This is a genomic window from Kribbella sp. NPDC051952 (assembly GCF_040680855.1).
GTDB lineage: Bacteria > Actinomycetota > Actinomycetes > Propionibacteriales > Kribbellaceae > Kribbella.
Window position 1 is genome coordinate 151,316 of record NZ_JBFAXQ010000010.1, and the last position, 20,373, is coordinate 171,688.

The 20,373-nt window shown below is 68.4% G+C and carries 20 protein-coding genes; 10 read left to right on the forward strand and 10 right to left on the reverse strand.

Translation table 11 applies throughout. From position 1 onward, the window contains the following. Nucleotides 1–93: 93 nt before the first annotated feature. Entirely contained in the window at nt 94–390 is a 297-nt protein-coding gene (locus tag AB0L70_RS20270) for an MGMT family protein (protein WP_363686183.1), read from the reverse strand. A gap of 87 nt (nt 391–477) precedes the next feature. Further along, nucleotides 478–1,317 (reverse strand): TIGR03560 family F420-dependent LLM class oxidoreductase, encoded by an 840-nt coding sequence (locus AB0L70_RS20275; protein ID WP_363686185.1) that lies wholly within the window; start codon nt 1,315–1,317, stop codon nt 478–480. A gap of 150 nt (nt 1,318–1,467) precedes the next feature. On the opposite strand from AB0L70_RS20275, the gene AB0L70_RS20280 reads away from it, so the two are divergent. Beyond that, nucleotides 1,468–2,487, forward strand: a complete 1,020-nt coding sequence (locus AB0L70_RS20280) for a hypothetical protein (RefSeq protein ID WP_363686188.1) — start codon at nt 1,468–1,470, stop codon at nt 2,485–2,487. Here AB0L70_RS20280 and AB0L70_RS20285 read toward each other — a convergent pair. Then, nucleotides 2,484–2,750, reverse strand: coding sequence for a DUF2277 domain-containing protein (locus AB0L70_RS20285; RefSeq protein ID WP_363686190.1), 267 nt, complete (start codon nt 2,748–2,750; stop codon nt 2,484–2,486). The two genes, AB0L70_RS20280 and AB0L70_RS20285, sit on opposite strands and share 4 nt — an antisense overlap. An 88-nt stretch (nt 2,751–2,838) precedes the next feature. Here AB0L70_RS20285 and AB0L70_RS20290 point away from each other — a divergent pair, with 88 nt between their 5' ends. Together AB0L70_RS20290 and AB0L70_RS20295 are read left to right on the forward strand one after the other, a co-directional pair. Continuing rightward, nucleotides 2,839–3,507, forward strand: coding sequence for a TetR/AcrR family transcriptional regulator (locus AB0L70_RS20290; RefSeq protein WP_363686191.1), 669 nt, complete (start codon nt 2,839–2,841; stop codon nt 3,505–3,507). Further along, nucleotides 3,470–4,255 (forward strand): maleylpyruvate isomerase family mycothiol-dependent enzyme, encoded by a 786-nt coding sequence (locus AB0L70_RS20295; RefSeq protein WP_363686193.1) that lies wholly within the window; start codon nt 3,470–3,472, stop codon nt 4,253–4,255. The genes AB0L70_RS20290 and AB0L70_RS20295 overlap by 38 nt, the downstream gene beginning before the upstream one ends. A gap of 11 nt (nt 4,256–4,266) precedes the next feature. On the opposite strand, the gene moeZ is transcribed toward AB0L70_RS20295, so the two are convergent. The 3 genes from moeZ to AB0L70_RS20310 all read right to left on the reverse strand — a co-directional run bounded on the left by moeZ (nt 4,267) and on the right by AB0L70_RS20310 (nt 9,396). Continuing rightward, nucleotides 4,267–5,457 (reverse strand): adenylyltransferase/sulfurtransferase MoeZ, encoded by a 1,191-nt coding sequence (gene moeZ / locus AB0L70_RS20300; protein ID WP_363686195.1) that lies wholly within the window; start codon nt 5,455–5,457, stop codon nt 4,267–4,269. 126 nt (nt 5,458–5,583) lie between these two features. Further along, nucleotides 5,584–8,325, reverse strand: coding sequence for a Calx-beta domain-containing protein (locus AB0L70_RS20305; protein WP_363686197.1), 2,742 nt, complete (start codon nt 8,323–8,325; stop codon nt 5,584–5,586). Between the two features lie 156 nt (nt 8,326–8,481). Then, the gene (locus AB0L70_RS20310; RefSeq protein WP_363686199.1) at nt 8,482–9,396 is read right to left on the reverse strand and encodes an alpha/beta fold hydrolase; all 915 of its coding nucleotides are present in this window, start codon (nt 9,394–9,396) and stop codon (nt 8,482–8,484) included. 43 nt (nt 9,397–9,439) lie between these two features. On the opposite strand from AB0L70_RS20310, the gene ligD reads away from it, so the two are divergent. The 4 genes from ligD to AB0L70_RS20330 all read left to right on the forward strand — a co-directional run bounded on the left by ligD (nt 9,440) and on the right by AB0L70_RS20330 (nt 11,965). Further along, complete coding sequence (gene ligD, locus AB0L70_RS20315) at nt 9,440–10,366, forward strand: non-homologous end-joining DNA ligase (protein WP_363686201.1); 927 nt, start codon at nt 9,440–9,442, stop codon at nt 10,364–10,366. Nucleotides 10,367–10,521: 155 nt separating this feature from the next. Beyond that, nucleotides 10,522–11,151 (forward strand): TetR/AcrR family transcriptional regulator, encoded by a 630-nt coding sequence (locus tag AB0L70_RS20320; RefSeq protein ID WP_363686203.1) that lies wholly within the window; start codon nt 10,522–10,524, stop codon nt 11,149–11,151. A gap of 162 nt (nt 11,152–11,313) precedes the next feature. Next, nucleotides 11,314–11,541: a DUF3107 domain-containing protein gene (locus AB0L70_RS20325; RefSeq protein WP_328518618.1), complete on the forward strand. Its 228-nt coding sequence runs from the start codon at nt 11,314–11,316 to the stop codon at nt 11,539–11,541. Between the two features lie 145 nt (nt 11,542–11,686). Next, entirely contained in the window at nt 11,687–11,965 is a 279-nt protein-coding gene (locus AB0L70_RS20330; protein WP_363686205.1) for a GlsB/YeaQ/YmgE family stress response membrane protein, read from the forward strand. 923 nt (nt 11,966–12,888) lie between these two features. Here the strand turns inward: AB0L70_RS20330 and AB0L70_RS20335 are convergent. Further along, nucleotides 12,889–13,569 carry a ferritin-like fold-containing protein gene (locus tag AB0L70_RS20335; RefSeq protein ID WP_363686207.1) on the reverse strand — a complete coding sequence of 227 codons (681 nt, stop codon included), beginning with the start codon at nt 13,567–13,569 and terminating at the stop codon, nt 12,889–12,891. A 689-nt stretch (nt 13,570–14,258) separates the two neighbouring features. Between AB0L70_RS20335 and AB0L70_RS20340 the strand changes: the two genes are divergently transcribed. Both AB0L70_RS20340 and AB0L70_RS20345 read left to right on the forward strand, forming a co-directional pair. Beyond that, nucleotides 14,259–16,100 (forward strand): DEAD/DEAH box helicase, encoded by a 1,842-nt coding sequence (locus AB0L70_RS20340; protein WP_363686210.1) that lies wholly within the window; start codon nt 14,259–14,261, stop codon nt 16,098–16,100. 85 nt (nt 16,101–16,185) lie between these two features. After that, nucleotides 16,186–17,082 carry a DUF4349 domain-containing protein gene (locus AB0L70_RS20345; protein ID WP_363686212.1) on the forward strand — a complete coding sequence of 299 codons (897 nt, stop codon included), beginning with the start codon at nt 16,186–16,188 and terminating at the stop codon, nt 17,080–17,082. Here the strand turns inward: AB0L70_RS20345 and AB0L70_RS20350 are convergent. Further along, entirely contained in the window at nt 17,052–17,801 is a 750-nt protein-coding gene (locus tag AB0L70_RS20350; RefSeq protein ID WP_363686214.1) for an AAA family ATPase, read from the reverse strand. The genes AB0L70_RS20345 and AB0L70_RS20350 overlap by 31 nt on opposite strands. A 129-nt stretch (nt 17,802–17,930) precedes the next feature. Between AB0L70_RS20350 and AB0L70_RS20355 the strand changes: the two genes are divergently transcribed. Further along, nucleotides 17,931–18,809: an alpha/beta hydrolase gene (locus AB0L70_RS20355; protein WP_363686216.1), complete on the forward strand. Its 879-nt coding sequence runs from the start codon at nt 17,931–17,933 to the stop codon at nt 18,807–18,809. A 3-nt stretch (nt 18,810–18,812) separates the two neighbouring features. On the opposite strand, the gene AB0L70_RS20360 is transcribed toward AB0L70_RS20355, so the two are convergent. Together AB0L70_RS20360 and AB0L70_RS20365 are read right to left on the reverse strand one after the other, a co-directional pair. Continuing rightward, entirely contained in the window at nt 18,813–19,865 is a 1,053-nt protein-coding gene (locus tag AB0L70_RS20360) for a hypothetical protein (RefSeq protein ID WP_363686218.1), read from the reverse strand. After that, nucleotides 19,862–20,368, reverse strand: a complete 507-nt coding sequence (locus AB0L70_RS20365; RefSeq protein WP_363686220.1) for an RNA polymerase sigma factor — start codon at nt 20,366–20,368, stop codon at nt 19,862–19,864. Before AB0L70_RS20365 ends, AB0L70_RS20360 begins: the two co-directional genes overlap by 4 nt. Nucleotides 20,369–20,373 lie beyond the last annotated feature (5 nt).

The window sequence follows — 20,373 nt, forward strand, 5'->3', positions numbered from 1 at the left end:
CTGTCTGCCGACCATTCGCCTATCTCAGCAGGCGCCACCGACATATCTGCAACGACCACCCCGGCAGCTGCCCCGATAGCCGGAAAGCGGACGCTAGTCGGTCGGATCCCAACGGACTTCACGAAGGTTGACGCGACCGTTCGTGACGCGGACGCCGTCCGATCGCAGGTTGTGCAGTTGCTCGTCGCCGACCTCGTCCGCGGGTACGCCGGAAGCCCGGATCACCCGCCACCACGGCACACCACCGCCGTACTCACGCATGATCGCGCCAACCTGCCGAGGCCCACCTTGACCGACGTACTCAGCGATATCCCCGTACGTCGCCACACTCCCCGGCGGAATCGACTCAACCGCCCGCAAAACAGCCTCGACGTACTCCTCCCGATCCACAAGACAAACCTAGCGGCAACCCTGGACAGTCAAGACGAACTGATGAGGGGGTGAGAAAGGAGAGAGGAGCAGTCCATGCAACAAACGTTAGGCGAGGGGCGCTACTGCCTTGGCTAGGGGTTCTAGGACTTTGGGGGATGCGTCCAAGGGGAGGTTGAGGACTACCAGGTCTACGCCGGCGTTGGCGTAGGCCTCGGCTGCGGCGACGGTGGCGTCGAGGGGTGCGTCTGGTTCGATGCGGAGGTTGACCGAGCAGGTGATCTCGTTGACGTCGCGGCCCAGGTCCTCGCAGTGCTGGATGAGGACGTCCTTGAGGGGCTTCCACTCCTCCGGGCCGGGGACGATGACGTTCCACTGCTGAGCCCAGCGGGCGACCGCGCGCAGAGTGCGCTTCGGGCCCTTGCCGCCAATGGTGATCGGTGGGTGCGGGGTCTGAACGGCCTTCGGTTCGCAGTACGCCTCGGTGAGCTTGATGTACTTCCCGTCGAAGTTCGCGACCTTCTCCGTGAGCAGCGCGATGATCGCCTGCGTGCCCTCGTCGAACCGGTCGAAGCGCTCCTTCAACGGATACAGCTCCATGCCGTACGCCGCGGTCTCCATCTCGTTCCACCCGGCGCCGATCCCCAGCTCGAGCCGCCCGTTCGAGATGATGTCGGTCGTCGCCGCCATGTTCGCCAGTACGGCGGGATGCCGGTAGATCATCCCGGTCACCTGGCAACCCAACCGGATCCGCTCGGTCGCCTGTGCGAGCGCAGCCAACGTGGTCCAGGCCTCGAGGTTCGGCCCGGCCATGTCACCACTCAGCGGGTAGAAGTGGTCCCAGTGCCACGCGGACTCGAAGATCTCGAACTGATCCGCCGCCACCCACACGTCCCGCAGCTGCTGCCACGTGGTGTGCTCCGGCCTGGTCTTGATCGCGAACCGCATTCCGGCCTCCTAGGTAACCGTTTCCCGACTCCCGAGCCGACACTACCTCGCTCTCGGGACTGCCCGATCAGGCACGGCACGCCGACGACACGGACGGTAGGCGGCGTACGTCGACAGACTTGGGGAAAGTGTGGCGTGAGGGGGAGATGGATGCTGCGGGACGTGCCGCCGGAGATCGCCGAGGACACCTTCTGGACGAAGATCCCGCCACCGCTGCTCAGCATGATCGTGCTCGGGCTGGCGTTCGTCATCGCGATGCTGATCGGGATCGGCGCATCGGACGGAACACCCGACAGCAAGGCATTCGTGGTCGGCGTTCCGTGGATGGTCTGGCGCGCATTGGCCGGCGCCGCGCTCGTCGTCTTCGCCCTGCTCACCGTGCAGGCGATCCGGATCCTGCAGCATCCCGCCAAGTGGGGTTTCTACCCGCCGCCCGGACGCGCACCGCGCTACATGGTGTGCGCGATCATCGGGACCCTTGTCGGTGGGCTGTTCTGGCTATGGACCCCGGAGCTCGGTCCGGAACTCCCGATCCGTGACCTGCAGGCACGCACCGGCGTGGTGCTGGTCGGCGCGCTGCTCGCCACCGTGCCGTGGTTGACGATCGTCTGGCTCGGCCACGCCGAATGCCGTGACCTGAAGAACGACGTCGGCAAGCGTCCGCAGACCGGCCCGGCGCATGACTACGCCGACGCGATGCGGGAAGACACCGTCGATCCCGAACAATTCCGGCTGGCGGTGCGACAGCTCGAACGGCTGTGGCGGCTGTTGCTCACCTGCGCGGGTGCCTTCACGATCGGCATCATCGCGGCGATCGCATCGGCCGGCGCCCTCCGCGGCGCATTCGTCGCCGCGTATCCCGACCGCCGCGACGAGTTCCCGCCGTCGAACGTCTTGCTGTACGGCGGACTGTTCACACTCGGACTGTCCGTGATCGCCGTACCGATGGCGGTGGCGTGGCGGGCCCGGGCACAGCGACTGGTCGAGCATGCGTGTCCGCTGCCTCCGGACGGGCGACCGACCGTGGCGTGGACCGAGGAACGGCACCGGGTCGAGCGCCTGCTGCATCTCGACATCCCGTTCGTGCGCAACCCGTTGACCCTGATCAGCGTGACCGCTCCGCTGCTGGTCAGTGCATTCGCGGCGTTCCTGCCGCTGGTCGCGAACTAGTCGAGACCGAGTCGGGCCCGCACCTCGGGCCGCCGCAACGGCGGGACTGTCTGCGGCGGGTTCCGGCGCTCGGGCATCTCTGCCAGCAGCTGCTCGGTGATCCGCGCGACCTCGGTCGCCGCGCGCTCGATCGGCTCGCGCGTCGTCGAGCTCAACGAGCCGACGCCGGTCACCTTGCGCACGTACTGCAATGCGGCCGCGTAGATCTCCTCAGAGGTCGCGGCCGGCTCGAGTCCCCGGAGAACGGTGATGTTTCTGCACATGTCACGACAGTAGTCGGCTCCGGGGACAACCCAATAGAAATTCTACGGGGTATTGACTTCCCTAATGGTCGTAGGTTTTCCTCAAGACATGAGCACAGCCGGGTTGGACAGGCGGACGCGTCGTCGGCAGGAGACGATCGAGGAGATCCTGTCGGTCGCCATCGAGTTGATGGAGACAGAGGGTGTCGCGGCGCTCAGCCTGTCCGCGGTGGCGCGGCGGCTCGGGATGCAACCGCCGTCGCTGTACCAGTACTTCCCGTCGAAGATGGCGATCTACGACGCCCTCTTCCAGCGCGGCAACGAACTGCTGCGGGATGCGTACCGGACCGCGACCGTGGATGCCGAGGACCAGCTCGAGTCCAACCTGAAAGCGGCCACCGCGTTCTGCCGCTGGTGCCTCGAGCACCAGGTGTACGCCCAACTGCTGTTCTGGCGGACGATTCCCGGCTTCGAGCCGAGCCCGGAGGCGTTCGCACCGGCCCAGGAGTCGATCCAGGATCTGCGGGATCACCTGCAAGCGACGGTCGACGCCGGCCTCGTGCATCCGGACGCGGTGAGCGCTGGCGGCATCGCGCTGTACACCTCGTTGGTGGCCGGACTGCTGTCGCAGCAGATGGCGAACGAGCCGCACGCGTCCTTCGAAGACGGCCGCTTCATCAAGCTGCTGCCCGTCGTACTCGAGATGTTCTACCAGCAGTACGCACCGACCAGGGGGAGAAATGACCGCAGTACTAGCGCAACAGATCGGACGAGCTGACCGAGCCCAATGCCGGGTCCACCGGGATACGGAGATCCAGGCCTGGCACGACCTACTCGCGTCGATCGACGGGGACGAGTGGCATCGTCGTACGGTCTGCGACGCCTGGGACGTCGCCGACATCGCCGGGCACCTGATCGGCCAGGCGGAGGACGTGATCCGGCTGTCGTCGTTCCCGCGGCGCTTCCGGAAGAGCAAGCGGGTCTACCCGAAGGCGCGCCGGTTCGACGCACACATGATGGTGCAGGCCGACGAGCACCGCGGTACGTCGCCGGCCGAGCTGCGGGCATCCTTCGACGGACTGTGGGCCAAGGCGACCCGGAGGATCTCGAGCGAGCCGCAGCTGATCCGGCGGTTCAGCATGCAGGTGGAAGACAACCCGCGGATGTCGCTCGGGTACATCCGGGACATCCTGCTGGCGCGGGATCTGTGGATGCATCGCGACGACGTCTGCCAGGCGCTCGGCCGGTCATTCGATGCCGGTCCGTACGCCGATGAGCTGATCGCTCAGGTCATCTACGACCTCGAGGCCTCGGGCCCGTTCTGGGGAGACCGGCCGGCCGTCGTCCTGGAGCTGACCGGGCAAGGTGGTGGGACCTATCGGCTCGGGAGGGGTGAGCCGGTAGGTCGCGCCAGTACCGACGCCGTCGGCTACATGCGCATGCTGTCCGGCCGCGACGACAACACCGTGGTCACCGGGGATGCCGCCGCGGCCGAGGCCGTGCGCAGTTGCAGGATGGACTTCTAGCCGTAAGCCGGTTAGTAGGCCGGCTGGCTCGGGTCGATCTGGTCGACCCAGGCGACCACTCCGCCGCCGACGTGGACCGCGTCGGAGAAGCCCGCACCCTTCGCGATCGCCAGCACCTCGGCGGAGCGAACACCGGACTTGCAGTGGAACACCAACTGCTTGTCCTGCGGCAGCTTCTCCAGCGCGACCCCGGTCTGGAAGTCGGCCTTGGGGATCAGCACCGAGCCCGGGATCCGGTTGATCTCGTACTCGTTCGGCTCGCGGACGTCGATCAGGACGAAGTCCTTCTCGCCGTTGTCCTTGAGCTTGATCCACTCGCTCAGCTGCTTCACCGAGATGGTCGAGCCGACGGCCGCGTCGGCCGCCTCCTCGGTCAGGGCGCCGCAGAAGTCCTCGTAGTCGATCAGCTCGGTGACGGTCGGGTTCTCACCGCAGATGGCGCAGTTCGGGTCCTTGCGGACCTTCAGCGAACGCCAGTTCAGATCGAGCGCCTCGTAGATGTTCAGCCGGCCGAGCGACGGGTCGCCGATCCCGGTGAGCAGCTTGATCGCCTCGGTCACCTGGGCCGCGCCGACGGACGCGCAGAGCACACCCAGTACGCCGCCTTCCGCGCAGGACGGAACCATGCCGGGTGGCGGCGGCTCCGGGTAGAGGCAGCGGTAGCAGGGGCCGTGCTCGGCCCAGAACACGCTGATCTGGCCGTCGAAGCGGAAGATCGAGCCCCAGACGTACGGCTTGCCGAGCAGCACTGCGGCGTCGTTCACCAGGTACCGGGTGGCGAAGTTGTCGGTGCCGTCGACGATCAGGTCGTACTGCTCGAAGATCTCGAAGACGTTGTCGTTGTCCAGCCGGGTCTCGTGCAGGACGACGTTCGTGTTCGGGTTGGTCTCGAGGATCGACTCCTTGGCCGACTGCGCCTTCGACTTCCCCACGTCGGACTGGCCGTGAATGATCTGGCGCTGCAGGTTGGACTCGTCGACGGTGTCGAACTCGACGATGCCGAGCGTGCCGACACCGGCCGCGGCCAGGTAGAGCAGCGCCGGGCTGCCCAGGCCGCCGGCGCCGATCACGAGCACCTTGGAGTTCTTCAGCCGCTTCTGCCCGGCCATCCCGACCTCCGGGATGATCAGGTGCCGCGAGTAGCGTCGCACCTCGTCGATGGTCAGCTCGTCGGCTGGTTCGACCAGCGGTGGCAATGACACGTGTCGGCTCCTCAGGAAGACGTCGGACGGGATCTCCGGTTTTCAACCATCTGTCCCTCCTCCATGTTCCCGCACAATGCCAAGGGGCCCGGCCCAGGTCCACATGCCGGGCCCCTTGTCTCATTTTCAGTCGTTCGCGGTGATCGTGACGGTCGCAGTCGCCGGGAGCTTGATTTCGGCGCCCTCGACCGTCTGGATGACCGCCGAGAACGTCTCGGCCGGTTCCTTGAGCTTGTCGTCGAGGATCTTCACGGTCAGTTCACCGGTGGTCCTGCCGGGCTCGACGTAGCCGTCGACAGTCCGGTCGACCGGAGCTGAGCCGTCATCGTTGACCGTCGTGTAGTCCTTCCGGATCACCGCGGTCCCGTCCTTCAGTACGCCGGAGAGGGTGACGTATTTGTCGCTCGGAGCGGACAGCTTGACCGGGAGCGTGACCTCGCCGGTCTTCTCCGCCGTCGTCAGGTTCCCGATCGTCAGGGTCGGCGTCGGGTCGTCGTCGATCACCAGTCCATGGCCGAACGACGAGTCCAGCAGACCCTCGCGAGGCACTGACAGCACCAGGTTGAACGGCAGGTCGTAGCTGTCCCGCGTGTTCGCAGTGACCGGAACACTCACCTTCTGCCGCACCTGCCCCGGCTTGAAGACCAGCTGCTTCGCGACCGCCCCGACGGTCTCCCCGAGCTCGCCGTTCGACTCGACGTACACACTGACCGGACGGATGCTCGGGCGCGACATGGTGACCCAGAAGTCCATCGACTTCGTCCCCTTGTCACCTTCCTTCACCGTCACGTCCGACGCGGACAGCTTCGGCAGCAACGCCGCCGGCGCCGAGAACCCGAGCCCGGGCGACGAGAAGGCCAGATCACTCACGTACGCCGACCCACGCGCGACCTTGTCGGTCCGCAGCTCCACCGCACGAACATCACGCAGGTCCACGCCCTTGAGCGACGTCAACGGGATCCGCACAGTCCGCAGCAGGTTCTTCGGCAGACCGCTCGAGTTGCTCCCCGGCATCCGCACCAGCGCATCGCTCACCGCAGACACCGGTACGACGGCAGCCCGGCCGTGCCCGTCGACCACTCGGACACTCAGGTCGGTCTTCGGCGCCCCGGCCGGGTCCGGAGCGGCCCGGAACGACAGTGCGGCAAAGCGTCGTACGTCGCGCTGCCGGGCCGGAACGTTGAGCCGTACGACCCCGTTCGTCCCGGTCCAGCTCAGCTTGGTGACCGCAGTCGTCGGCGTATGCGCGGCGTACCAGGCAGTGCCCCAGTGCGGCGCGCTGGATGGGTCATCAGTCACCATGCACGGCTCTGCGGCCGCCAAGCGAGCGGACGGCTCACTCACACCCGCACAGACGTTGGCTGTGACGTTTCCGGTGACTGCTCCGGCCGGTAGGGCCTGATCCAGGTGATTCACGTCCCGCCGGGTCTTCGCCGGCGCCTGCGACACCACCCGTACGACGGCCCGCCCGGCGGACGCCGCCCGCGAGTCGGTTCCGTCCAGCAACGGCAGGAACTTCGTCTCGTGTCCCAGCTGGAGCCGGAAGAACCCGGCGACGTACGCCGTACCGACGGCCTGCTGCTCCTTCGCCGTCAAGCGGCCCGCGTACTTCGCACCGCAGGGCGACTCCTGCTCGTCGCCGAACCAGTCGTCGTTCGACGGCGCCTCGGACTGCCCTGGCGTCCATTCGGTGTTGAAGAAGTTGTGGTTGGCGCCGAGCACGGTGATGGTCGACCGCGGCGCGGCGTCCCCGGTGACCGAGTAGCGGGTGTCGTCGTAGAACTTCTGGCCCTGCAGGTCGGACACGTCACCGTCGCAGTACGGCAGCACCACGCTCATTGCAACGCCCGGAACAGTAGCGCGGGCGAAGTCAGTCGGTGCGAGCGGCAGGACGGCGCGGATGCCGTACTGGCCGCCGCGGTCCGCGTTCAGGACCGCTGCGCGGGCAACACCTTCGCCACCACGCGAGTGACCCATCAAGCCGACGTTCTGCAGGTCGATCTTGCCGACGAACTGGCGGCCGAACGGACCACCGCCGAGCGTCGACCATTTCTTCCACAGGGCCAGGTGATCCAGGATCAGCTCGGCCCGCGCTTGCGCACCCGAGTCGTAGACGGCGCCGTCCCAGGCGTTGATCGCGTTGGCGCTGATCGAGACAACCTGGTAGCCGTTGCTGGCCAGAGCGGTAGCGGGACCGTCGTACCCACGGAAGCTCGGGATCGGCTTCGCGCCACCCGAACAGGGCCAGGGCTTCTCGGATCCTTCGCCGTCACCGCCGTAGCAGACCTCGTGCCGGCCGTGCAGGAAGATCACCAGTGGATGTGGGCCGATCGCGCCCTTCGGCGTGTACACCTTGCCGCGCAGCTCGGACCGCTGCCCCAGACCGGGCAGGTAGACAGCCTCGTCGCCGAGGTCGTACTCCGACGTCGCGACCTTGTACTTCCCCAGCGCCCCGGGATCGTCCTTCAGCAGCGGGCCGCGTTGCGCCTTCAGCCAGTCCGCGTCGGTCGGTCCGGTCCCTTCACTACGGTTCTTCCCGGCTTCCTTGCCGAGGTCGCCGGACCAGATCAGGCGTACGTCGCCGGCCTTCAGCACGGCCGGGTCGGTACTGGTCAGAGTGAGCGTGCGCCGGTCCGGCGACTGCTTCGCGACACCCAGCGGGACCCCGTCCACCGCAAGGAGCGGCAGCGACGCGCGCATCGGCGCCGGCGCGTCGAGGCGCAGGGTCAGTTGGTAGCCACCGGCTACCGGTTCAACGGTCCAGTTGTTGCCTTTAGCAACAGGTGGCGGCGGCGCGGGCGGGGCGGCGGTAGCGGTCAGTGTCCCCACACCCAGCAGTGCGACCATCCCCAGCGACAGAGTCCTCATCGTTCTGCCGATCACTCGCACAGTGGTCCTCTCGTTGTGACGAACAGGTCGTTCGTCTTGACTTCTCGGGCGAGAGGAAAGTTGATCGGATCCCGTGCTCAGCCATGTCTCAGTCCAGGCACAGCTGTGACTCGATAGACGAGGTTGGAGCGGTCATCAGGAGATGAGTTGGCGGAAGGCTCGCTCTACTTGTTGGGGGTGTTCCATCTGGGCTACGTGGCCGGAGCTGGGGAGGTAGAGGAGGTGCGCGTTCGGGAAGGTGCGCTGGGCTTTGGTGCGGATCCGGGGATCGACCAGGCGGTCCTTGCCGCCGTAGATCAGCAGCACCGGACACTCGACCTTCGCCGCGTCCGCCCAGAGCGACCGTCGCGGCGGGGCCAGCGACGACCGCAGGATGCTCTTCGCACCCTCCACCGTCACCTGACCGACCCACGGGTCGCCGTCCCGCCGACGCAGCTCCGCCTCGTACGTCGCACGTACCTCAGGAGCCACCGAGTGCGGATCCCCGAACACCATGGCCAACGAGGCCCGGAAGCGCTGGTCGAACGGCAGCCGCCGACTGCGCTGCAGTACGACGGGTCCCAGCCGGGGCGTGGCGAGCGCGGCGAACCAGAGCGCACTGGCCGACACCCGCGGATGCGGCAACGCCGGAGAGATCAGCGTCAGCGACGCGACCAGATCCGGTCGCTGGGCCGCCAGCGCCACCGCGGAGGCGCCACCCATCGAGTTCCCGAACACATGCGCCGGCTGCTTGATCTCACGCTCCAGCAATTCGACCAGTACGGCGGCCTGCTCGTTGATGCCCGCCGCCCCGGCGATCGGCGTACGTCCGAAGCCCGGTAGGTCGGGCGCGATGCCTCGGACCGTGTCGTTGAGTAGGAGACCCAGCGCGGTCCAGTTCAGCGAGGACCCGCCCAGGCCGTGCACGAACAGGGCGGGCGGCAGGTCCGCCGCCGCGCCAGGCGCGTCTCTGACCAGCAGATCCACGCCGTCGACCGGCACGCGCCGCGCCGGCCACTCCTGTGCCCCCAACGGCACCCCAGCCCCGGTTACTGCCCCGTAACTCTCCACAAAACCCATGGTAGGACTCTCCGCGGGGTGGAGACTGGGACCCATGGCAGGCGCGCCGCAGCAGCTGACGACCGAGGTCGACGGGCAGACGATGAAGCTCACGAACCTCGGCAAGGTCCTGTATCCCCAGACCGGGTTCACGAAGGCCGAGGTGATCGACTACTACCACCAGGTGTCGGAACACCTGCTTCCACACCTGTCGGACCGGCCCCTGACCCGGAAACGGTGGCCTGACGGCACGGGCGCGGCGTACTTCTTCGAGAAGAACGCGCCGCGCGGTACGCCGGCCTGGGTACGGATCGTGACGCTCCCCACGCCCGGTAGCTCGACCGGCCGGGACGAGGCCGACTTTGTCGTGGCTGACGACGTACAGACGGTGGTGTGGCTGGCCAACCTGGCCGCGCTCGAGTTGCACGTGCCGCAGTGGCGGATCGGGCTGTCGGACGACGGCAAGGACCCACAGGCCGACCTGATCGTGTTCGACCTCGACCCGGGGCCTGGCGCGTCGATTGTCGAGTGTTGCGACGTCGCGCTCGCGCTGCGCGAGCTGCTGGGGCACTACGGGATGGAGGGGTGGCCCAAGACCTCCGGCAACAAGGGCATGCACCTGTACGTCCCGATCGAGCCTGCGTCCTCGCGGAAGACCAGTGCGTTCGCCAAGCAGCTCGCCGAGCAGCTGGCTGAGGCGCTCCCGGAGAACGTCACCGCGAACATGACCAAGGCACTCCGCCCGGGCAAGGTCTTCATCGACTGGAGCCAGAACGCGAGCGCCAAGACCACACTGGCGCCGTACTCCCTCCGCGGCTCGGAAGAACCGCGGGTCTCCACCCCGATCGACTGGGACGAGGTCGCCTCTGCCACCTCGCCGGAGGAGCTCAGATTCCTCCCCCACGACGTCCTGGCCCGGATCGAGGAGTACGGCGACATCCTCGAGGGCCTGTACGACGATCCGCAGCCGCTGCCGTCCTAGCAGTACGCGATCCGGCCCGTCAGTACTGCTTGAGTACGTGACCGGACACCGTTCGGCGGGGAAGCTACTGGCGAGGAGGACTGCTGGGTAGGATCGGGGGACGACCCGGCGGTCGAGCCCGAGCCGCCGGTGCCGCACCACCGAAGGAGTCCCACGTGTCGACGACACCCGAGACCGCGCCCAAGCGCGGCAGCCGCCTGCCGCGGCTCGCCCGTCGCGCGCAACTGCTCGAGGCGGCGCAGGAGGTCTTCGTCGCGAACGGGTACCACGCCGCCGCGATGGACGACATCGCCGACCGCGCCGGCGTCTCCAAGCCGGTCCTGTACCAACACTTCCCCGGCAAGCTGGAGCTGTACCTGGCGCTGCTGGACACGTCCTGCGACGCCATCGTGGCCTCGGTCCAGGATGCGCTGAAGTCGACCGAGGACAACAAGCTCCGGGTCGCGGCGACCATGCACGCGTTCTACGACTACGTGGCGAACGCGCAGGGCGCCTTCCGGCTGGTGTTCGAGTCGGACCTGACGAACGAGACCGCCGTGCGCGAGCGGGTGGACCGGGTCACGCACGCGTGCGCCGAGGCGGTGTCCGAGGTGATCAGCGCCGACGCCGGCCTGAGCCGTGAGCAGTCGATGGTGCTCGCCGTCAGCCTGGTCGGGATGGCGCAGGTCAGCGCCCGGTACTGGCTGGCGGCCGGCAACCCGGAGCTGGCCCAGGAGCAGGCGGCCGACCTGGTCGCGTCGCTGGCCTGGCGTGGCATCGGTGGATTCCCCCGCACCGACGGCTGACCAGGGCCTGGCCCTGCGCCCTTGGGCCGACCGGGGCTTGGCGTTTTCCGCTCTTTTGCCTGTTCTGCTCTGGGCGGACGGGTGAGGGCTGGGGTCAGGTACCGGATAGGCTCGAAGCGTCACCGGCGAGAGCCGCCGGTCGGAACGTGCCCGGAGGGTTTCGTGGAGGTCAAGATCGGCGTGCAACACGCCAATCGTGAGTTGGTGCTGGAGAGCGAGCAGACTCCGGAAGAGGTCCAGGAAGCGGTCGCCGCGGCACTCAGTGGCAAGGCGAACCTGCTGCAGCTCACCGACGACAAGGGCCGCCGGGTGATCATCCCGGCCGACCGGCTCGCGTACGTCGAGATCGGTGAGGTGTCGATCCGCAAGGTCGGGTTCGGCGCGATCTGATCGCGGTCCGGACACGTTCGCGCGTGTCCCGGTTGCGGAGTGCCACTCAGGGGGCACGATGGCGGTAGACCTGCGTTGCAGTGGTCTGGTTCAGCTACGGGGCAACGGACCGGACGCAGGTCAGCCATCCCTCAAAGGAGGAACCGTGGGTTTCTGGATCTGGATGATCATCGTCAGTCTGATCGCAGGCATCATCTTCGGGCCGCTGGCCCGGCTGGTGCTCCCCGGCAAGCAGAACATCAGCCTCGGCTGGACCATCCTCGGAGGCGGCATCGGCGCCTTCATCGGTGGTCTGATCGCTTATTTCCTCGGCGTCAAAGACACCAGCGGCCCGGACTGGATCCAGTACCTGATCCAGATCATCTGCGCCGCGATCGTCGTCGCGATCATCTCGTCGCGCAACAGCAGAACCAGAGCCGCCTGAACCAGCGCACCCCCAAACGGCCGCCACCCCACCAGGGTCAGGCGGCCGTTGCCATTCCCATCGCCCACCACCCCCGAACCCCCGTGGGCTTGCCCCACATCCCCGAACCCCCGAGGGCTTGCCCACCGTCCCCGAGCCCCGGGGGCTTGCCCACCGTCCCCGAGCCCCGGGGGCTTGCCCACCGTCCCCGAGCCCCCGGGGACTTGCCCCACCATCGCCGCCCCCCGAGGGACTTGCCCCACGTCCCCGATCACGCGAGGGGATATCCCTCCGACGTGTGCCTTCTCCCCCCGCACACCAGCGGAGAAGGCACAACAGGAGGAGATATCCCCTCCTGTTCCGGGCCGCCACCCGTCACGCCCAACCACCCGCCGTACCCCCGCCAACAGCTCTCCCTCCCCCGATCGCGCGACGGGACATCCCTCCGACATGTGCCTTCTCCCCTCGCACACCAGCGGAGAAGGCACAACAGGAGGAGATATCCCCTCCTGTTCCGCGCCGCCACCCGTCACGCCCAACCACCCGCCGCACCCCCGCCAACAGCTCCCCCTCCCCCCGATCACGCGAGGGGACATCCCTCCGACATGTGCCTTCTCCCCCGCGATACGAGCGGAGAAGGCACACGTGGCGGGGATATCCCCTCGCGTGATCGGAGGTGAGCCGACGGAGTGGCGGGCTGGACCCGCGGGGGCCGGGCTGGTTGACCCGCAGTGGGCCGGGCCGGTTTACCTGCGGGGGCCGGGCTGGTTGACCGCGGGGGGCCGGGCCGGTTTACCTGGGGGGCCGGGCTGGTTGACCTGCGGGGGGCGGGCCGGTTTGCCTGCGGGGGTCGGGCTGGTTTGGGCCGGTGGTTGGGTGGGTTGGATCCGCAGTGGGCCGGGCTGGTGAGGCCGGTGGTTGGCTGGGGTGGGTGGCCGGGTGGGTCAGGCTTGGAGGCCTAGGGCGGTCATTCGGGCGGTGTGGGCTTCGGTTAGGCGGGTTAGCATGCGGCCGATCGCGGCGAGGTCTAGGCCGGGGCGGTCTACGCTGCCGGCCAGGAGGGCGGCCAGTGAGTCGCGGTCGGCGGCGATGCGCTGCGCCTGACTGAGGGCCTCACCGACGAGACGGCGTCCCCAGAGGGCCAGCCGGCCGCCCAGCTTCGGGTCCTCGTCGATCGCGGCTCGGACCCGGTCGACGACGAACTCGGCCTGGCCGGAGTCGGCGAACACCTCGAGCACCAGGGCCCGGGTCTCCGCATCTACGAACGAGGCGATCTCGCGGTAGAAGTCGTTCGCCAGGCCGTCCCCGACGTACGCCTTGACCAGGCCCTCGAGCCAGTCCGACGGCGCGGTGTGATCGTGGAAGGCGTCCAGCGGGGTGACGAACGGGGTCATCGCCTCCATCGGGTCCACCCCGAGCGCGACCAGCCGGTCCCGCAGTTGGACGAAGTGCCCGAACTCGGTGGTCGCCAGCGCGGCGAGCTCCGCCTTGTCGTTCAGCGTCGGCGCCAGCTTGGCGTCCTCGGCGATCCGCTCGAACGCGGTCAGCTCGCCGTACGCGAGCACTCCCAGCAGATCCACCGCCGCGGCCCGGTAGGCGGGATCATCAAAGGCCGTCTGCTCCATGCCCGGCACCCTATCCGCCCACCCCCACAACCAACACAAACCACACACCACCACCCCCACCCATCCCAGAAACCCGCTGAACCCCCCTCTCCTCCCACCAACTCCCGGATCCCCGTCTCCTCCCCCACCAACTGCCGACACCCACCTCCCTCTCCCACCCGACCACGTGTCGCAACCCCGCCCTCCCCTCCCCGCAGATGGCGCAACCGACCTCCCGCTCCACCCGTCCCCAACAGGTGGGTGAACCTTTCTCCTTCTCCCTCCCCGGCCGTCGCTGAGCAGGTGGGTGGGACCCAGCTCACTTCTCTCACCAGTCCCGACCAGGCGGGGCGACCACCATTGCCGCTTCATCCGTCCCGTCTGCCCATCTCACTTCTCTGTCCACCCGCTTCGGGAGGTGGTGGGGAGGGCCTTTCTTTTTGTTCTGTTGTTGGACTTTGTCTTTCGCACGCCTTCGGGTGGGGTGTGGTGCAAAGCACATGGGGCGGCGTTGACAGGTTGAGCGGTTACACTGGTGGGCGATTCGCCGGTGACGCGCCCAGATGGGCAAGCTGGTGCGAGGTGCTTGCACAGTGTCCCCGCGCCTCACGATCGGGGCTGAGAAGCCCCAGGCGCCCGGCCACTGAGCACACCTGTCCGTACCAAGCATGTGAGAGGCGATCAGCCTGACCACCTTCCGAGAGCTCGGCGTGCTGCCCGAGATCTGTGACGCGCTCGATCGCGTCAACATCGTCGAACCGTTCCCGATCCAGGAGATGACGCTCCCGGTGGCCCTGATGGGCACCGACCTCATCGGCCAGGCCCGGACCGGTACCGGCAAAACGCTGGGCTTCGGTATTCCGTTGCTGCAGCGCACCATCTCCCCCGGCGAGGCCGACTACGAGGAGCTCGCAGCTCCTGGCAAGCCGCAGGCGCTGGTCGTCACCCCGACCCGTGAGCTGACCATCCAGGTCGCCAAGGACCTCACCACCGCGTCCACCGTGCGTACCGTGCGGGTGCTGACCATCTACGGCGGCGTCGCCTACGACCCGCAGTTGGACGCACTGAAGAAGGGCGTCGACGTCGTCGTCGGTACGCCGGGACGCCTGCTGGACCTGGCGAACCGGGGCGTCCTGGACCTCGGCCACATCAAGGTCCTGGTCCTCGACGAGGCCGACGAGATGCTCGACCTCGGCTTCCTGCCCGACGTGGAACGCATTCTGCGCAAGACTCCTGAGCTGCGGCAGACGATGTTGTTCTCGGCAACGATGCCGTCGGCCGTGATCGCACTGGCCCGCACCCACATGCGGCACCCGCTGAACATCCGGGCCGAGTCGCACGAGGACACCCAGATGGTGCCGACCACGGCACAGTTCGTCTACCGGGCGCACGATCTGGACAAGCCCGAGGTGGTGGCCCGGATCCTGCAGGCCGAGGACCGCGGCCGGGTGATGATCTTCTGCCGGACCAAGCGCGAGGCATCCCGGCTCACCGACGACCTGCAGGACCGCGGGTTCAAGGCGGCCGCGATCCACGGTGACCTGAACCAGCAGGCCCGCGAGCGGGCGCTGACGAGGTTCCGTGGCGACAAGATCGACGTACTGATCTGCACCGACGTCGCGGCCCGTGGGATCGATGTCGAGGGCGTCACGCACGTCATCAACAACACCTGCCCCGAGGACGAGAAGGCCTACATCCACCGGATCGGCCGGACCGGCCGGGCCGGTGCGAGCGGGATCGCGGTGACGTTCGTCGACTGGCCGGATGTGACGCGCTGGAAGACGATCAACAAGGCGCTCGACCTGCCGTACGAGGACCCGCAGGAGATCTACTCCACCTCGCCGGAGCTGTACCACGACCTCGGTATCCCCACCGACGCGAAGGGCCGGATCAAATCGGCCCGGGAGCCACGTGAGGACGGCGAGGAGAGGCCGGTCCGGAAGCGGACCGAGGCCCGCAGCGAGGACGGCGACCGGTCGGCCCGCAAGCGGAACCGGACCCGCAAGCGCACCCGTTCCGGCCAGACGGTCGACGAGAAGTCCGAGTCCGACGTCACCACGAAGACCCAGGTGCCGCCGACCGAGGAGTCGTCGACCGAGGCAGCCGAGGCGCCCGTCCGCGAGCGGAAGGCGCGCAAGCGCGTCCGCAAGACCGCGGCGGTCAACGCCGAGGCCCCGCAGACCGACGCTCAGGCCGAAGCCCCGAGGGCCGAGGTCGCAAAGGCCGACTCCCCGAAGGCCGAGGTCGCGAAGGCCGACGTCCAGGCGGCCCAGCCGGCCGAGGCAGACGCTCAACCGGCGAAGCGCACGCGCACCCGCACCCGGAAGGCCGCCGAGCCGAAGACCACCGAGTCCAAGGCCAGCGAGTCCAAGGCCAGCGAGTCCAAGAGCGGCGAGCCGAAGGCCGCTGGGTTCAAGGCCGCGGAGTCGAAGCCCGCGGACAGCGCCGCGGAGCCGGCCGAGAAGCCCGCGAAGAAGACCGCCAAGCGCGCCGACCGCAAGACCGAGAAGGCGGCACCGGCGACGATGCCGTTGTTCACGGCACCTGAGTAACCGTTCCCGAACGGTGATCTAAGCCCGCAACACCCAGCCCCTCGTGGACCGTCCTAGGTCGAAACCACGAGAGAGGGGCTGGGTGATGAGGCGAACCACAGGTCTGGCGCTGGGGGCGCTGGGTTTGGCGCTGCTGGCGGGGTGTGGGGCCAGCGGCAACGACAACACGTCCACGAGCGAAGGCGCCGCGGCACCTGTTCAGCAGGGAGCCGACTCGGCCGGCAAGGCAGTACCCGACAAGCCGCAAGCGCCGGCCCAGGGACAGCAGCCGCAGGAACAGCCGTCCGTCACGCGCGCGATCATCAAAACCGGTTCGCTCACCATCAAGGCCGACGACGTCGCCGCGACCCGGCAGAAGGCGATCACCGCGATCGCCGGTCTGGACGGTCAGGTCTCGTCCGAGGACACCGGCAGCGACACCGACGGCAAGATCACCCAGGTGAACCTCGTCCTCAAGGTGCCGACCAAGTCGTACGACGCAGCCGTCGAGCGACTGTCCGCCCTCGGCGACCGGCTGCAGATTCACCAGGAGTCCACCGACGTCACCGAGCAGGTCGTCGACGTGGCGAGCCGGATCGAGTCCCAGCGCGCCAGCCTGGACCGGATGCGCGCACTGATGGCGAAGGCGAACACGATCGGCGAGATCGTCTCCGTCGAGAGCGAGCTCACCCGGCGCGAGGCGGACCTCGAATCCCTGCTGGCCAAGCAGAAGAACCTCTCCCTGCAGACCGACCTCGCCACCCTCAACCTGACGGTGACCGGGAAGAGTGCCCCGGTGGCCGAGCCCAAGGACCCGGATCACGGCTTCCTCGCCGGTCTGAAGGGCGGCTGGAACGCTTTCACCACCACGTTCTCCGCACTGGCCACGGCGCTCGGCGCGGTCCTGCCGTTCCTGGTGCTGCTGGCGTTGATCGGCGTACCGCTGTGGCGCTTCCGGCATCGCCTGCGTCGTCAGAGCAGCGCGGAGGCCAAAGCTCGGTAGGCCTTCGCACCCGGCGAGGTCGGTGCCGTGCTGAGGACGGTCTCGCCGATGGCCGGCGCCTCGGCGAACCGGATCGACTTCGGGATCGCGGGCTCCAGCACCTCCAGCGAGTAGGTGTCCGCGATCGTCTCCAGGACCGCTCGGGCGTGCGTCGTACGCCCGTCATACAGCGTCGGCAGCACCCCGAGCACCTGGAGATTCGGGTTGGCCAGCACCTGCACGTCGTGGATCGTGTCAAGTAGTTGCCCTACGCCACGATGCGCCAACGTCTCACACTGCAAGGGAATCAGTACGTCGGACGCCGCGGTCAGCCCGTTCACCGTCAGCAGGCCGAGGGTGGGCGGGCAGTCCACGATGATCCAGTCGTACGACGCCAACAACGGCCGGAGCGCGGTCCGCAAGACCTGCTCCGGCGCCCTGTCCTGCGCCAGCCGCACCTCCGCGGTCGCGAGCTCGATCGTCGCCGGGATCAGATCCGGCGCGTCGTCGAACTCGACCAGCACGTCCGGTGCGCTCACCTTGTCGAGCAGCACGTGGTGGATCGACTTGTCCAGGTCCTCCGGATCGATGCCGACGGAGAACGTCAGGCACGCCTGCGGGTCGAGATCGACGACCAGCACCCGTTGACCGAGCTCGGTCAGGGCAGCGCCGAGTGTCGCGACGGTGGTCGTCTTGGCCACGCCGCCTTTCTGGTTCGCAACCGCGAGAGTGCGAGGCACGCGGCCATTGTGCCGCACCGCGGAACGCCGCCCGCCACCGCCAAGCCGGTCCCGCCGCCACCGCCAAGCGAGTCCCGCCCGCCACCGCCGAGCCGGTCCGGCCCGGCGGAGCGGTTACTCTCTTTACTTGTGAGTACGCCGCGCACGATGACGCTGCCCGATGGGGTGCACCCCGCGACCCTCGAGACCGACCGTGGCTCGTTCGCCACGCTGATGGCCGTGCCGCAGATCGGTACGCCGCTCGGCACGGTGCTGCTCGTCCCCGGGTGGACCGGCAGCAAGGAGGACTTCACTCCCCTGGTCGACCACCTGTGCCGGTACGGCTGGCGCACCGTGGCGGTCGACCAGCGCGGTCAGCACGAAACCCCGGGTACCGCCGAGCGCACGGCGTACACGCTGGCCGAGCTCGGCGCGGACGTGGTGGCGATGAGCAAGGCGCTCGGCGGCTACAGCCAGCTCGTCGGGCACTCCTTCGGCGGACTGGTCGCGCGCGAGGCGGTGCTGACCGATCCATCGGTGTTCTCGACCATCACGCTGCTGTGCTCGGGTCCGAGCGCGTTCACGGACGAGGTGACGCTGCAGGGCCTGCAGATGCTCGCGTTCGGGCTCGACAACCTGCCGATCGAGCAGGTCTACGACCTGAAGCTCGAGCACGACGTGAAGAACCCCGGGTACGTCGCTCCGCCCGAGGACATCGCCGCCTTCCTCCGGAAGCGCTTCACGGCCAACAACCCGGTCAGCCTGGCCGAAATCACCCGACGCCTCCTGGACGCCGAGGACAAGACCGACCGGCTCGCCAAGACCGACGTACGCAAGCAGGTCGTGTACGGCGCCTCGGACGACGGCTGGCCGATCACCGTCCAGCGTGCGATGGCCGACGCTCTGGGCGTGGAGGCGCAAGTTGTGCCCGACGCCGGTCACTCACCGGCGATCGAGCAGCCGGCCGCCACCGCGCGCATCCTTGTCGACTTCTTCCACGACAGCAGCCGCTTCGACAACCTGGTCTGACGGTCAGCGGACCGGTTTGACCGACGGGACGAGATTCAGCAGGTCGAGACCGATCGGATTCAGCGCGGTCTTCACGGTCTCGGTGTAGGCCAGCAGGCTGATCGGCATCGGGCCGCCGGTCATGCCCGAGCCGCCGGTCATGTAGATGCCGAGATCCTTCCGGTCGGACAACTGCTGGAAGGCATTGCTGATCCGATCGGTGTCACCGCGGCTGAGCAGGACCGGGGTCATGCACAGGTTGCCGGCGTACACCTGCTCGAACGCGCTCCGGAGCGCGGCGAGATCGCCATGGGCGACACCGATCATGATCACCACCGGTGCGTTCCGGGCGGTGCCGTTCGGGTAGTAGACGACCGGGCCCATCAACTGATCGGCGTGCGCGTCCAGGAAGGCCTGCACCGCCGGCGAGCTGACGTTGCTCGGCTTCGACACCCAACCACCGGCCGGCGGCGGGCACGGCAGCTCCGGCAACGGTGTCTGAACCACCTCCGTCGGCGCAGCCTGTTCCTGTACGTCGATGGAGCGGTCGGCACCCCAGATACCGGTCAGGGTTGCGGTCCCGGTCCGGACGCCCTTGGTCACCCTCGCACCGGTCAGACGAGCGAGGTCCACGCCTCGCAACGTCACGGCGAACTCCGCCGGGCAGGACGGCGCGGGCTCCTGCCCCGGCGGATACCCGATTGCGTTGACTGCCAACGGTGCACAGAACACCGCCGGCTTGCCGGGCGCAGCGACCACCCGGCCGCTGACCCGGACCTTGTCACCGGGCTTGACCAGGAGGTCGTCGTTCGGCGTTTGGTTGCTGGGGGCAAATGCTTGCTCGGACCCGCCGGGCGGGGTTGCCGCCGACTGACCGGAGCCGTCCGGGAGGACGGTGAGGGCGGCGGCCGCGATAGCGGCGACGCTGGCGGCGGCCAGGGCCGGGACCCAGCGGCGCGGGCGGCGGCGGCCGTTGACGAGCTGGTCGAGGTCAGGCTCGGGAGCTGACGGCTGGTCGGCGCGCCAGCGCGCACCGGCCCGCGTCAGCAGGTCGTCGACCTCGTCGGTCGGGTTCATTCGCTGACCTCCAGCAGGGTGCGCAGGCGGGACCGCGCGTCGGACAGGGTGGACTTGACGGTGCCTTCGGAGCAGCCCATCACCGCGGCCGTGTCGGCGATCGACAGGTCGGCGAAGTAGTAGCAGTCCACCGCGAGGCGCTGTCGTGCCGACAGAGAGGTGAGCGCGTGGTCGACGTCCATCCGGGCGTCCAGGTCCGGCCGGGAGACCGGTCCGTCGTGGTCGTCGAACTCGTTCGCCGGCCGGAGTCGCCGCGCCGCCTTCCGGGCCTGGTCCGCGGTGATCGCGAGCAGCCAGGCCGAGGCGGTCCCGCGGGTGGCGTCGTACTGCCCCCGCTTGGACCATGCCCGCGCGAGCGCGTCCTGGACGATGTCGTCCCGGTCGGCACCCACCGCGAGCCGGGCCGCCAGCCGAGCCATCGCCGGCAGGTGCGGCCGCACCCACTCGACGAACCCAGGCCCGTCGCCCGGCGGACCGAGCGCCACCGCAGGCTCATCCGTCATCGTCG